At 59.2% G+C, this 14,237-nt stretch carries 9 protein-coding genes; 2 read left to right on the forward strand and 7 right to left on the reverse strand.

What is annotated here, in order from left to right; translation table 11 throughout:
• Positions 1–115 precede the first annotated feature (115 nt).
• Positions 116–4,045, forward strand: a complete 3,930-nt coding sequence (locus JFT66_RS24000) for a dermonecrotic toxin domain-containing protein (protein WP_198860319.1) — start codon at positions 116–118, stop codon at positions 4,043–4,045.
• Positions 4,046–4,452: 407 nt separating this feature from the next.
• Entirely contained in the window at positions 4,453–6,132 is a 1,680-nt protein-coding gene (gene leuA / locus JFT66_RS24005; RefSeq protein WP_198860320.1) for a 2-isopropylmalate synthase, read from the forward strand.
• 161 nt (positions 6,133–6,293) lie between these two features.
• Here leuA and JFT66_RS24010 read toward each other — a convergent pair whose 3' ends face one another.
• The 7 genes from JFT66_RS24010 to ispG form a co-directional block, all read right to left on the reverse strand.
• Positions 6,294–7,085, reverse strand: coding sequence for an amidohydrolase (locus JFT66_RS24010; protein ID WP_198860321.1), 792 nt, complete (start codon positions 7,083–7,085; stop codon positions 6,294–6,296).
• Positions 7,073–8,221 carry a pyridoxal phosphate-dependent aminotransferase gene (locus JFT66_RS24015; RefSeq protein WP_198860322.1) on the reverse strand — a complete coding sequence of 383 codons (1,149 nt, stop codon included), beginning with the start codon at positions 8,219–8,221 and terminating at the stop codon, positions 7,073–7,075. The genes JFT66_RS24010 and JFT66_RS24015 overlap by 13 nt, the downstream gene beginning before the upstream one ends.
• Before the next feature lie 135 nt (positions 8,222–8,356).
• Positions 8,357–9,826, reverse strand: a complete 1,470-nt coding sequence (gene der / locus JFT66_RS24020) for a ribosome biogenesis GTPase Der (RefSeq protein ID WP_034115886.1) — start codon at positions 9,824–9,826, stop codon at positions 8,357–8,359.
• A gap of 161 nt (positions 9,827–9,987) precedes the next feature.
• Positions 9,988–11,139: an outer membrane protein assembly factor BamB gene (bamB, locus tag JFT66_RS24025; protein WP_034115887.1), complete on the reverse strand. Its 1,152-nt coding sequence runs from the start codon at positions 11,137–11,139 to the stop codon at positions 9,988–9,990.
• Complete coding sequence (locus JFT66_RS24030; protein ID WP_003194010.1) at positions 11,132–11,773, reverse strand: YfgM family protein; 642 nt, start codon at positions 11,771–11,773, stop codon at positions 11,132–11,134. Before JFT66_RS24030 ends, bamB begins: the two co-directional genes overlap by 8 nt.
• A gap of 41 nt (positions 11,774–11,814) precedes the next feature.
• Positions 11,815–13,104, reverse strand: coding sequence for a histidine--tRNA ligase (gene hisS, locus JFT66_RS24035; protein WP_198860323.1), 1,290 nt, complete (start codon positions 13,102–13,104; stop codon positions 11,815–11,817).
• A 23-nt stretch (positions 13,105–13,127) separates the two neighbouring features.
• Positions 13,128–14,237, reverse strand: coding sequence for a flavodoxin-dependent (E)-4-hydroxy-3-methylbut-2-enyl-diphosphate synthase (gene ispG / locus JFT66_RS24040; protein ID WP_034115889.1), 1,110 nt, complete (start codon positions 14,235–14,237; stop codon positions 13,128–13,130).

Raw genomic sequence — 14,237 nt, forward strand, 5'->3', positions numbered from 1 at the left:
ACCTACGCCCCCCATCCTCCTCCAGCAGCCAACCTCCCCCCCGCTAACCGCCGCTCCAAGCTACGCCCCCGACAATCCAGCTGCTCCCACCGCGTTCGGCATCGCCCCCGCCAGAATGCGCTACCAGCAACTTTTGAAGCAATTCAAACCGACCCAACAATTAGCGTTCACCGTTGAACACGCGCTTCTGACTGAAGACATGCAACGCCTGCACAGCCAGCAACCCAGCTTCAAAGCCTTTGTACAGGCGCAACTTGAAGCGGCGTTCCCCGCTATCAGGCCGCTCAATGCCGAACAGATAAGTTTCAATCGATACCGTGTCGACGATGACGGCGAATCGCTGGCGTCTGCAGAACCCTTGATGACCGCGCTGGCGCGGATGATTCGTGATATCCAGGCCAGCCCGAATACGCTGAGACGCCCAGAACGCGGCATACGCACCGAATTCAGTCACGCACAAACGCCGGCCGTCACCGAAGGCTCGTTGCACTCCATTGCCCGCAACATAGCCACGCAATACCCGCAGGCCCTTGAAGAATACTGGAGCACGCAGCAGCCGGTTGAGAATCAACCATCGGTGCAAATGTCGCCGCAAAGCCAATTATTGACCCTGCACAAACAGCAGCTGTCGATCCTGGCGGCACTGCGTGTGAGCGATGGCACCCTGAGTGCGGCCGGCAAAGAGCTGATCGACAATGCGCTGCGCTATCCCACCCTGGAAGCCCGGGAAAAAAAATTCGCCGATGGCGACCGCCTGGGTGTGTATCCCATCACCGTCGATGACAAAACGGAACGCGGCGCCATGCTGCCGGGTGCGTTTCTCATCACTCGTCAAGACGGCTCAAGTGCCACGCCACCCACCTGGCCGAAGGGCCGCACCCTTGAGCTCAACGATAAGAATGGCCCCGTGGTGATCTACACGCCAAGCGAAGGGTTCGAGGAGTTCGCAACGCCCGCACAGGCGCTCCAGGCATTGGCCAATAGCCTGAATCAAGGCGCAACCAGGGCCAAGTTGTTAGTGCAGGCCCTATCACCTCACCTGCAGAACGGACCTGACCCCATCACTGGGCAAGACCTGATGTCCAGTGTCGAACCGTCTTCCGGGGATGTATTGGCAGAAGCCATGTCCTGGATGCTCAGGCGCCAACATGCAGATATCAACACCCACCTGAGCACAGCGCTGAAGCCAGCCGACACCGTAAACCCACTGCTCGACAGCACGTCACTCCAAGGCATCGATAATGCAGCCGATTGGTCGTACCTGCTCGATGGCAGCAATGCCATGCTGGCCCGGGACGCCAAGCTGGTCGACAAAAACCAGCCCGAGTGGTTAAAAAACCTGACCCCCATTCAAGAAGCTGTATTTATGCAGCTGGAGCAAACGCAGGAAAGTAGCCTGGATACGCTGGCGCCATTGCTTGAAAAAATTCCGTCCCTGGGTAGTTTCTCCCGCGACCGTCTGAATGCCGCCATCAAGAAGCGATACCCGAACGCGCAAGTCGATGCAGACAAACTCATGGTGCAGGTTCACACCCGCACCGGTGTACATGGCGGACGGGGAACTGGCCAACCTCTCTATTCCCGACAAGATCCTGTGTCCCTGACCGACCTGGCCTTGAAGAACCCAACGGGTTTTCCAGCCATCGAGAGGGGCACGTTCACTGATATAAAAATGACCCTGGCGCTGGTCGACACGCAAGGCAGGCCCGTCCTGGACCCGAGCGGCGAACCGGTCTCCCTGGACACTGACACCCTTAAACAGCTGGTCAATGCCGCCGATGTCGGGGGTGAATACACCAAGCTGCTGAAACAGGAGATGGACCCCGACGCCGTATCGGGTAGCGCTGCGCAATTGCGCACAGCGTGGAAGGCCAACCTGAGAGATGCCATGGAGCAAGAAGCCTATCTGGCAGAGCTCAACCCGGATGCCTACAAAGAACAAGCCACCGAAAACCCCACCACCAAACGTGCGGCCCTATTGGTTGACGCGGTGCTCAGTAACCCCGACCCTGCCACCCGCTCCCAGGTGGAGGGCAAGACAGTAGTTGCCCACAGCCTTATCCATCGAGGGCTAGCGGTACAGGGCGTGATGGTGATCGGCAATCAGACGGACTCGTCGCTGGCGCTATATACCCCCAAGGCCCCCGATGGCGTCACCTTTCGCGAAGTGGCGGACCATAAAGCGCTTGATGCCCTGCTGGGTAAAGAAGGATGGGCAGCCTATATTGCGAAAAGAAAGTCGCCGGTCAGCAAGGACGATGTGGCTGAGTTCAAGGACGCGATTAAAAGCAACCTTTTCAACCCGATGAAGCTGTTGTCCTCCGAAGTGCTAGTTTCATCGGTCAAGCTACTGGGTGGTGCTACAAGTCTTAAGCCAATAGAGGGAAATGTTCAGGATCACTTGTACAAACAACACGTACAGATGGTGATCGACCGAGCTGATCACCAGTCCGTGAGCAGTGCCGAAGTTGCACGGCAATCGACCCTCAACAAAATCGAGTTCGGCGTTGAAGTGGCCTTGATCTTTGCAGACCTGGTCCCTGTGCTCGGCAAAGGCGTTTCAACCGGTGTTCGCCTGGGCAAAGCCGGCGTTACCGCGCTGCGCGCCAATAGTCGAATCTTGCCGCACCTGATCAAAAAACCTGGCCTGGCACGCGCCGTCTATAGTGATTTCACGCTGGCTGCATCGGGCATCTCCAATGTTCGCGCCGCGCCAATGCGCCCGGTATTCAAATCGTCAACGGTCGGCGCGCTGACACCACGCCCAGGGCCCAGAGCGTTACCGGCGCCTGATAGTCTGCCCCCGGCGATCGCCTCAACCAGTACGGGTGCCAGCGCTGTCGCCACGCCCCGCTTGACCAATCTCACCCCCCCAACCCGCGATCTCAGCGCCTACGCCGTATCCGAAGAAATAATCAGCGGCCAGCCCTTACGGTCGAACGGTACCTATAACGTCGACGGCAATTCGTACATCCGCTTTACCGACAGTACCCTTGTGAGCAGGGTTTATCAGATCGATTCGGCCTTTCACGCACGCAGCGGCTGGGTCAATATCCTGGACCCCACTATCCCGTCGACTGCGCCCAGAAGCAGCAGAATCGTGGCGTCTGTGCAACACGCAGGAAAGGGTGAGTGGCGACTGAATCAACTGCCGGGCGGTATGCCGACACGGGTAGCGGTGCCAGGAGCGCCCTCGGCGGGGGCAGAAGCACCCGCCGGGAAAAGATTACCCGACGCCGAGTATCTCAGCATGAATAACGGTCGGTTGGTCGAGGCTGACTTCACCACGAAAAACTTGCCAGTGGCCAGGGCTTGGTTCAGGCGGGATCTTCATCGTTTTTACCAAAATATGATCACAGGAGGGCAGATGCCGCCACGCCCGCCTCGGCTGGAGATCGCCCCGGGTACATCTCCCGCCGACCTTTTGCGTAGGGCCTATGAAATCAGCGACGTCGTCGTACTGGGCGAGTCCCACAACGAAATCGCCAGTTTCCAGATGATCAAAGAGAACATGCAGGCCCTTAAAGAGGCCGGTGTGACCACGTTCTATATCGAAAACACCGAAACCAACGCCACCGGCCAACTTCGAGATGCCGGCATGGGCGCTTACCGACCATCGGGCGCGTCTCCCACGCTCTCGGAGCTGGTTCAACTCGCCAAGGCCAATGGCATAACCGTCAGGTCCCTTGAACATCGCTATTTGACACGGCACGCAGATATGCCTGACTTCCTCAAGGGTGTCGGCGACAACGACAGGGGCATTACACGCCTGCAGGAAGTCAACTACTACGCAACCCGTATCCTGCAAAACCGCAAGCCAGGCGAAAAAGTACTGGTGCTGGCAGGCAGGGCCCATATGAACACAACTCGAAACGTTCCTGGCCTGGCCGAACTCAATGGTGGCGTTGGGATAGGCGTTTACCCGGACACTGCATTCAACAAGAGTGTTGCCATCAGCGGCCCCTCAGTCCGACGGGATCCCGGCGCAGTCGTAACAGGAAGCCACACGGCAGGGGATTATCAGGTGTTCCAGAAAGTGACTTGAGTGCACCCAGTCGTTCGTTGCTTACGCAATGGTGAGCCAGACACCATTGCGTCCACACTCCCTGAACCTCACTTTAACCCCGGCCAATGAGATTGCGCACCTCACGATACACGCGCAACAATAATCACCAAAAATAGAAAAAACAGCAATAATCGCTCTTAAAACCTGACTTACTCAGAAAATCTATCAATTTTTCCTGAGCTCTTGCCATCTCCCCTGCCCACGGTTAGGGTTGGGCTTATGAAAACCTCTCACACCCTCATTCAGCTTCGCCAGCACCGTAGCCTGTGCCTCGTCAGCGCACGACTGCCAGGCTGAATCGTTCTGCCTCGTCCCTACGCTTTATCCCTAAAAACAGTTCTACGGCAGGCCGCCTTTTCTCGGCCCTTACAACAAAGGATTTCCCGATGAGCATGCTCAAAGACCCGTCTTCGAAGTACCGCGCGTTCCCGACCATCGATATCCCGGACCGCACCTGGCCATCGAAGACCATCACCACCGCGCCGATCTGGTGCAGCTCCGACCTGCGTGATGGCAACCAGTCGCTGATCGAGCCAATGGACGCCGCGAAAAAGCTGCGCTTCTGGAAGACCCTGGTTGCCGTTGGCGTGAAGGAAATCGAAGCCTCGTTCCCGGCCGCGTCGCAGACCGACTTCGACTTCGTGCGCACCCTGATCGAAGACAACCACATCCCCGAGGACACCACCATCCAGGTGCTGACCCAGGGCCGTGAAGACTTGATCGCGCGTACCTTCGAATCCCTGCGCGGTGCCAAGAAAGCCATCGTGCACTTGTACAACGCCACGTCGCCGTCGTTCCGCCGCATCGTGTTCAACCAGGACAAGGACGGCATCAAGGCCATCGCGGTCAACGCGGCCAAGCTGTTCGTCAAATATGCTGCCCAGCAGCCGGAAACCCAGTGGACCTTCGAATACTCCCCGGAGACCTTCAGCGCCACTGAGCTGGAATTCGCCAAGGAAGTCTGCGATGCCGTAATCGAGGTGTGGAACCCGACGCCTGAGCACAAGATGATCCTCAACCTGCCGGCTACGGTTGAATGCGCCACGCCGAACATCTATGCCGACCAGATCGAGTGGTTCGGTCGCCATATCAACCGTCGCGACAGCGTGATCATCAGCCTGCACACCCACAACGACCGTGGCACCGGCGTAGCCGCCACCGAGTTGGGCCTGATGGCCGGCGCCGACCGCGTCGAAGGCTGCCTGTTCGGTAACGGCGAGCGCACCGGTAACGTCGACCTCGTCACTGTGGCGCTGAACATGTACACCCAGGGTCTGGACCCGCAGCTGGATTTCTCCGATATCGACGGCGTGCGCAAAGTTGTCGAAGAGTGCAACCAGATCCAGGTGCACCCACGTCACCCGTATGTGGGCGACCTGGTCCACACGGCGTTCTCCGGCTCTCACCAGGACGCAATCCGCAAGGGCTTTGCCCAGCAGAAAGACGACGCGCTGTGGGAAGTACCCTACTTGCCGATCGACCCGGCCGACATTGGCCGCAGCTACGAAGCGGTGATTCGTGTGAACAGCCAGTCGGGCAAAGGCGGCATCGCCTACCTGCTGGAACAGGAATACGACATCAGCTTGCCGCGTCGCATGCAGATCGAATTCAGCCAAGTGGTACAGGCCGAAACCGACCGCGTCGGCCTGGAGATGACTGCACCGCAGATCTACGCCTTGTTGCAGCGTGAATACCTGCAAGCCAACACGCCGTACGCGCTGGTCAGCCACCGCCTGCAGGAAGAGAACGGCAATAGCTTCGTCGAGGTGGAAGTCTCCGGCAAGGGCCAGGGCGAAACCAACCTGCACTGGAAAGGCAAAGGCAACGGTGCGCTGGAAGCACTGGTGGCGGGCTTGCCGATTGGTGTGGAAATCATGGACTACAACGAGCATGCGATCGGCGCGGGCACCAACGCCAAGGCGGCGGCCTACATCGAACTGCGCGTGAACGGTGAGCGTCCGGTGCATGGCGTGGGCATTGATGAAAACATCACCACCGCCAGCTTCAAAGCACTGTTCAGTGCGCTGAACCGCTCGTTGAGCCAGTTGGAAGCGAAAGCGGCGTAACGTCAGCGCTGAAATGCAAAAGGCCCCTGGATGCGAATCCAGGGGCCTTTTTACTTGGTTTTTGGTGTTGCTGATGCCCTCTTCGCGAGCAAGCCCGCTCCCACATTGATTTGTGAATACGGTCAAAATGTGGGAGCGGGCTTGCTCGCGAAAGCGGTCTATCAGACGAACTGAAAGCTATCGGCATCCAGGTTCGCCGGAAACCTAGTGCGATAAGCAGCCAACTCCGCCGCATCCAGGATCACCTGAAACACCCCGTCCGCCTCCCCGGCACTCAGCAAGGTCTCGCCCTGGAAATCCAGTACCTGACTATCCCCGGTGTAGGCAAAGCCCTTGCCATCCGTGCCCACCCGATTCACCGCCGCCACATAACACAGGTTTTCAATCGCCCGCGCTGGCAGTAAGCGGTTCCAATGCTGACGCCGCGCACCGGGCCAATTGGCGGTGTACAACAGCAGATCGGTGTCCTGGGCGTCACGGCTCCACACCGGAAAGCGCAGGTCGTAGCAAATCAACGGGCGAATACGCCATCCCTTCAACTCAAACTGCACCTGGCGCTCGCCGGGGGTGTAGTGATCGTGTTCGCCGGCCATGCGGAACAGGTGGCGCTTGTCGTAATGCAGCACCTCGCCATCCGGCCTGGCCCACAGCAGGCGGTTGCGATGGCTGCCATCGGCGGCCTGGATAATCACACTTCCAGTGATCACCGCGTTGTATTTCGCCGCCTGCGCCTGGAGCCAATGATGGGTCGGGCCGTTTTCTGGCTCGGCCAGAGAGGCCGATTCCATGGAGAAACCGGTGGTGAACATCTCCGGCAGCACGATCAGGTCGGCGCCGCTGACTTGCTCCAGCAGCAGTTCAAAATGCTCGAAATTGGCCTGGCGATCATGCCACGCCAGGCTGGTCTGGATCAGGGCGATATTCAGGTTCGGTAGTGCACTCAAATCACGCATAGTTTTTCCGCTGCTCGTTGCAGCGTCTCCTCGCGTTTGGCAAAGCACAAGCGCACCAGGCGCTGGCCTTGGGGTGGGTGCTGGTAGAACACCGAGACCGGTATCGTCGCCACGCCGTGCTCGCGGGTCATCCACAGGGACATGGCGACGTCATCCAGGTCCGGGCGAATCTGCGAGTAATCCACCAGTTGGAAGTAAGTACCGCTCACCCGGGTAAAGCTGAAGCGGGACTGCGCCAGCAGGTCGCAGAACAGGTCGCGCTTGGCTTGGTAAAAAGCCGGCAGTTCTTCCACATGCTCCGGGTGTTCGGCCATGAAGTCAGCCAAAGCGTACTGCAAAGGGGTTACGCCGCAGAAGTTGACATATTGATGCACCTTGCGCAGTTCGGCGCTGAGGGCCGGTGGGGCGACCACGTAGCCGGTTTTCCAGCCAGTCACGTGATAGGTCTTGCCGAAGGAGCTGACCACGAACGCGCGCTGATACAGCTCTTCGTGGGCAAGTACGCTGATGTGGGGCACGCCGTCGAATACCAGGTGTTCGTAGACCTCATCGCTGATCAGGTAGATATCGCGGTCGCGGATCAGTTCGGCCAACTGGTCCAGCTCGGCGCGGCTGATCAATGCGCCGGTAGGGTTGTGCGGGGTGTTGAGGATGATCATCCGCGTACGCGGTGAGAGCGCAGCCTTGATATTCTCGAAGTCCAGGGCGAAGCCTTGCAGGCTCAACTGCACATGCACGCAACGGCCACCGGCCAGTTCGACAGAAGGCTCATAGCTGTCGTAACAGGGGTCGAACACGATAACTTCATCGCCGTTGCGAATCACCGCCTGAATGGCGCAGAAGATCGCCTCTGTGGCCCCAGGGGTGATGGTCACTTCGCTGTCGGCATCCGCCGTGGCGCCATAGCTGCGCGCGATCTTCGCCGCCACTTGTTGACGCAGCACCGGCAGGCCCGTCATCGGCGCGTACTGGTTATGACCGAGGGCAATATGCTTGCCCACCGCATCGAGCAAAGCTTGCGGGCCATTGAAGTCGGGAAATCCCTGGGACAGGTTGAGTGCGCCAGTTTCGGCCGCCAGTTGCGACATGGTGGTGAAAATGGTCGTGCCGACGTTCGGCAGCTTACTGGTGATCATGGGAGCCCCCTTCGGCTGAGCTGCAAGTTTTAAGCTGCAAGCTGCAAGCAGGTCAAGCGACAAACTAACGCGCACAAAAAAGGGCTCCAAAGGAGCCCTCTCTTGCAGCGTGTCGCTTACAACTTGAAGCGGCTGCTATTTCTTGTCGCGGCGCTTCTTGTCGGCCTTCTTGTGGTGAGTCATCAAACGACGCTTCTTGTTCACCTGACGGTCAGTCAATGTGTTCTTGTTGCCTTCGTATGGGTTCTCGCCACCCTTGAACTCGATACGGATCGGCGTACCGACCAGTTTCAAGACACGGCGGTAGGTGTTTTCCAGGTAACGCACGTAGGACTTGGGCACCTTCTCGATCTGGTTACCGTGGATCACGATAATCGGCGGGTTGGCACCACCCAAGTGGGCGTAACGCAGCTTGATCCGACGGTTGTTAACCATCGGAGGGGCGTGCTCGCCCACTGCGTCTTCGAGGATCTGGGTCAGGCGGTTGGTTGGCCAGCGGGTGACCGCAGACTTGAACGAGTTCTGTACGGACGCATAGAGGTTGCCTACGCCGGTACCGTGCAGTGCCGAGATAAAGTGGATATCGGCGAACTCAACGAAGAACAACCGACGCTGCAGCTCGATCTTGACGAAATCGCGCTCGCTCGGCGTCATGCCGTCCCACTTGTTGATCGCGATCACCAGGGCCCGGCCAGCTTCCAGGGCAAAGCCCAGCAAGTTGAGGTCGTGGTCTACCACGCCCTCGCGGGCGTCCATCACGAAGATCACCACGTTGGCGTCTTTGATCGCCTGCAGGGTTTTGACCACGGAGAACTTTTCAACTTCTTCGTGGATCTTGCCGCGCTTACGCACACCTGCGGTGTCGATCAGCGTGTACTTCTCGTCGTTACGCTCGAACGGGATGTAGATACTGTCACGGGTGGTACCGGGTTCGTCGTAGACGATAACGCGGTCTTCACCGAGCATACGGTTGACCAGGGTCGACTTGCCGACGTTCGGGCGACCGATGATGGCGATCTTGATACCGTCTTTTTCGCTCGGGCCAGGAATGCGCTTGGCTTCCTCACCTTCGGCAACGATCTCATCGATGCCCTCTTCTTCCTCGACGTCATCCTTGGGGAAGTCGCGCAGGGCGATTTCCAGCATTTGGGTGATGCCACGACCGTGGGCACCGGCGACCGGGATCGCGTCGCCCAGGCCCATCGGGCTGAATTCGGCACGGGCCGCCTCAGGATCGATGTTATCGATCTTGTTGGCAACCAGATAGGAACGCTTGTTGCGCTTGCGCAGGTGCTCGCCAATCATCTGGTCGGCAGCGGTGTAGCCCGCACGGGCGTCTACCAGGAACAACACGACATCAGCTTCTTCAATGGCCAGCAGCGACTGCTCGGCCATCTTTTCGTCCATGCCGTGTTCGTCACCGGAAATACCACCGGTGTCGACAATAATGTAGGAGCGCCCTTGCCACTTTGCCTCACCGTATTGGCGATCACGGGTCAGACCGGACAAGTCGCCGACGATGGCGTCGCGAGTCCTGGTCAGGCGGTTGAACAAGGTGGACTTGCCGACGTTAGGTCGGCCCACCAGGGCGATTACGGGAACCATGCGGCTCTCCACTTCGTTATTTCAGAAAATACAAAAGCCGCTGCAAGGCAGCGGCTGGTGCTCGGGGCGGCATTTGAATGCCACATGCCCTGCTCTGGCGCCTGCAGCAGCAGGCATTGAAACAGGGCCGCCTGGGGGTTACCCCAAGCATAGTCAAAGCTTTACTTGATGGTCAGGGCTTCCAGCGTGCCGCCGTTGCCATACACATAAAGCATGTTACCTACCACCAGCGGACGCGCACGCAGGCCGTCGCTGTCGATACGTTGGCGGCCTACAAAGCGACCGTCCACCTGGCTCAGCAGGTGCAGGTAACCTTCGAAGTCACCTACCGCTACGTAGCTGGAGAAAACTTCCGGTGCCGACAGCTGACGGCGCGCCAGGGAGTCGTTGCTCCACAGTGCCGTGGTGGAACGCTCATCGACGCTTTCAACAGTGCCGGATGCCAGGCTGACATAGACGCTGCCAAACCCTTGGGCGACACCCGCATAGCTGGAAGCATCACGCTGCCAGTTGATGCGACCGCTTTGCAGGTCCAACGCGGCAACACGGCCCTGGTAGGTGGCCACATAGAGGGTTTCACCCGACAGCAGCAAGCCACCGTCGATGTCCACGACGCGATCCAGCTCGGAACGACCTTGCGGGATGGCCACACGGGTTTCCCAGGCCGGCACGCCGTTCTGGGTATTCAGGGCGACCACTTTACCGGTCGACAGGCCAGCAACGGCGAGGTTGTTGGTCACAATCGGACCACTGGTACCACGCAGGGTCAACACCGCAGGGGTGCTGTCGTACAACCAGCGCTGGTTGCCGGTAGAGGCATCCAGGCCAATCACGCGGTCATCCTGGGTTTGCACCACGACGATATCGCCGTTGGTCGCCGGCGCCGAGAGCACTTCACTGGTCACGCGAGCGCGCCATTTCTCTTCACCGTTGCTGGAGTCCAGTGCGACCACGTCACCTTTGAGCGTGCCGATCAGCACCATGCCGTAGCCGACGCCCACACCACCGGAAACCGGCAGCTCGAGGTCTTTCTTCCACTTCACGTCGCCATTCATGCGATCCATGGCAATGACTACGCCAGTGGAGTCGGTGGCCACGATGTTGTCGCCGTCGATTGCCGGCTGCAACAGGTTGTAGAGGTCGCCCTGACCATCACCAACGGAGCGGCTCCACTGCTTTTGCAGGACCACTTCTTCCTTGAAGCTGGTCAGCTCGGCAGGCGGCAGTTCTTTTTTGCTGTTGCTGCTGCAACCCGCGGCCAAAACGGCCAGAGCCAGCAATGCTGCATGTTTCCAACGGATCACGTCACGCATCCCCTTTGGCCAAGTCGTCGAGCTTGATTTGTAAGCCACCGACCGCCGCTTCATCAGACAGCGCCGCCTTGGCTTTTTGGTACGCAGCATGGGCTTCGTCGGTACGACCCAATTGGACCAACAGGTCGCCCTTGAGCTCTTCGCGAGTGGCCACGAATGCCTTGTCAGCATCGCCGTCGAGCAGTTTGAGTGCTTCGTCAGCCTTGTTCTGTGCCGCCAATACCTGCGCCAGGCGCTGACGTGCGATTTCACCCAGGGTCGGGTTGGTCGGCTTGTCGGCGATGGCCTTCAGTTCGGTGGCGGCGTCATCCAGCTTGCCGGTGTCGACCGCGACTTTCGCGACGAACAGGCTGCCGTACTGGGCGTAGGTGCTACCGCCGAATTCGTTCTTCAGCTTGCCGGCCAGGTCTGCAACCTGCGCAGGATCAGGCTTGCCGTCCGGCGTCAGGGTAGTTTCCAGCAATTGCTGATAAACGATCGAGGCGCCTTGGGACTGGTTGGCCTGATACTTGGTCCAGGCTTGCCAGCCGAACACCACCACTAAAGCCAGCAGGCCGCCAGTAACCAGGGGCTTGCCGTTACGCTGCCACCAGTCCTTGAACTCGGCCAGTTGCTCATCATCAGTACTCGACACCCCAATACTCCTTAATCGCTAAATTCGGCTGTTCGACAGCTTCAACCCTGCACGACGCAGGTGGCCAAGTGCGCAGCAAGCGCATCAAAGGCAATGTTCTGTTGTTCGCCCTGGCCACGCAGGGGTTTGAAACCTATCACTCGCTGGGCCAACTCGTCATCGCCGAGGATCAGTGCATACAGCGCACCGCTCTTGTCGGCCTTCTTGAACTGGCTCTTGAAGCTACCGGCGCCGGCATTGATCTGCAGGCGCAGGTTCGGCAACTGGTCGCGCACTTTTTCGCTCAAGGCCAGGGCAGCCAGTTCGGCGGCCTCGCCAAAGGCGCACAGGTACACGTCCACCTGACGAGAAATTTCTTCCGGAACCTGCTCCAGGGTTTCCAGCAGCAGGATCAACCGCTCGATACCCATGGCAAAACCTACGCCCGTGGTCGGCTTGCCACCCATTTGCTCGACCAGGCCGTCGTAACGACCACCGGCACACACGGTGCCCTGGGCACCCAGTTTGTCGGTGACCCACTCGAACACGGTCTTGCTGTAGTAGTCGAGGCCGCGCACCAGTTTCGGGTTGATCACGTACGGAATACCGGCCGCATCCAGGCGAGCCTTAAGGCCCTCGAAGTGCGTGCGCGATTCGTCGTCCAGGTAGTCGGCCATTTTCGGCGCGTCGACCAATACAGCCTGGGTGTCGGCGTTCTTGGTATCAAGGACGCGCAACGGGTTGGTTTTCAGGCGGCGCTGGCTGTCTTCGTCCAACTTGTCCAGGTGGGCAGACAGGTACTCGACCAGGGCTTCGCGGTAGCGGCCCCGGGACTCGCTGGTGCCCAGGCTGTTGAGTTCGAGCTTGACCGCATCGCGGATGCCCAGTTGGCCCCACAGGCGCCAGGTCAGCACGATCAGCTCGGCGTCGATGTCCGGGCCGTCAAGGTTGAAGACTTCGCAACCGATCTGGTGGAATTGGCGGTAACGGCCTTTCTGCGGGCGCTCGTGGCGATACATCGGGCCGATGTACCACATTTTCTGGGTCTGGCCACCACCGGTGATGCCATGTTCCAGAACGGCGCGCACGCATGCGGCAGTGCCTTCCGGACGCAGGGTCAGAGAGTCGCCGTTGCGGTCTTCAAAGGTGTACATCTCTTTTTCGACGATGTCGGTCACTTCACCGATGGAGCGCTTGAACAGCTCGGTGAACTCGACGATCGGCGTGCGGATCTGCTTGTAACCGTAGTTATCACACAGACGCGCGACCGTGCTTTCGAAGTAGCGCCACAGTGGCGTCTGCTCCGGCAGGATGTCGTTCATGCCACGAATGGCTTGCAGAGACTTGCTCACATCAAATCCTTAAATTCGTTCAATCAGCCGCGAGCGATCAGCGCTGCGTCAGCGGCGACCTTCTCGGCCGCTTTCTCGCGGATCAGCTTTTCCAGCTGATCCACCAGATTGTCATTCGTTAGCTTCTGCGACGGCTTGCCGTCGATGTAAATCAGGTTCGGCGTACCGCCAGTCAGGCCCACATGGGCTTCCTTGGCTTCGCCCGGCCCGTTGACCACACAACCGATCACCGCGACATCCAGCGGCACCAGCAGGTCTTCGAGGCGCAACTCCAGGTCGTTCATGGTTTTCACCACGTCGAAGTTCTGCCGCGAGCAGCTCGGGCAGGCAATGAAGTTGATGCCACGGGAACGCAAACGCAGGGATTTGAGAATGTCGTAGCCGACTTTCACTTCCTCTACGGGGTCTGCCGCCAGGGAGATGCGGATAGTATCGCCAATCCCTTCGGCGAGCAGCATACCGAGACCCACGGCAGATTTCACTGTGCCTGAACGCAAACCGCCCGCTTCAGTGATACCCAGGTGCAGCGGTTGCACGATTTCCTTGGCCAACAGGCGGTAGGCCTCTACTGCCATGAACACATCGGAGGCCTTTACGCTGACCTTGAAGTCCTGGAAATTCAGGCGTTCGAGGTGTTCGACGTGGCGCAGGGCCGACTCGACCAACGCCGCCGGCGTCGGCTCACCGTATTTTTTCTGCAGGTCTTTTTCCAGCGAACCGGCGTTGACGCCGATGCGGATCGGGATACCGCGATCACGGGCCGCATCCACCACGGCACGCACACGGTCTTCGCGACCAATGTTGCCCGGGTTGATACGCAAGCAGTCCACACCCAGCTCGGCGACGCGCAACGCGATCTTGTAGTCGAAGTGAATGTCGGCAACCAGCGGCACCTTCACCAACTGTTTGATGCGTCCGAAGGCCTCGGCTGCATCCATATCCGGTACGGAAACCCGCACGATGTCCACGCCGGCCGCTTCCAGACGGTTGATCTGGGCCACGGTGGCGGCCACATCGTTGGTGTCGCTGTTGGTCATGCTTTGCACTGCGATAGGGGCATCGCCACCCACCGGCACCGAGCCGACCCAGATCTTGCGCGATACGCGACGTTTGATTGGAGATTCGCCGTGCAT

The sequence above is a fragment of the Pseudomonas sp. MF6755 genome (assembly GCF_016405635.1).
Lineage (GTDB): Bacteria > Pseudomonadota > Gammaproteobacteria > Pseudomonadales > Pseudomonadaceae > Aquipseudomonas > Aquipseudomonas haemolytica.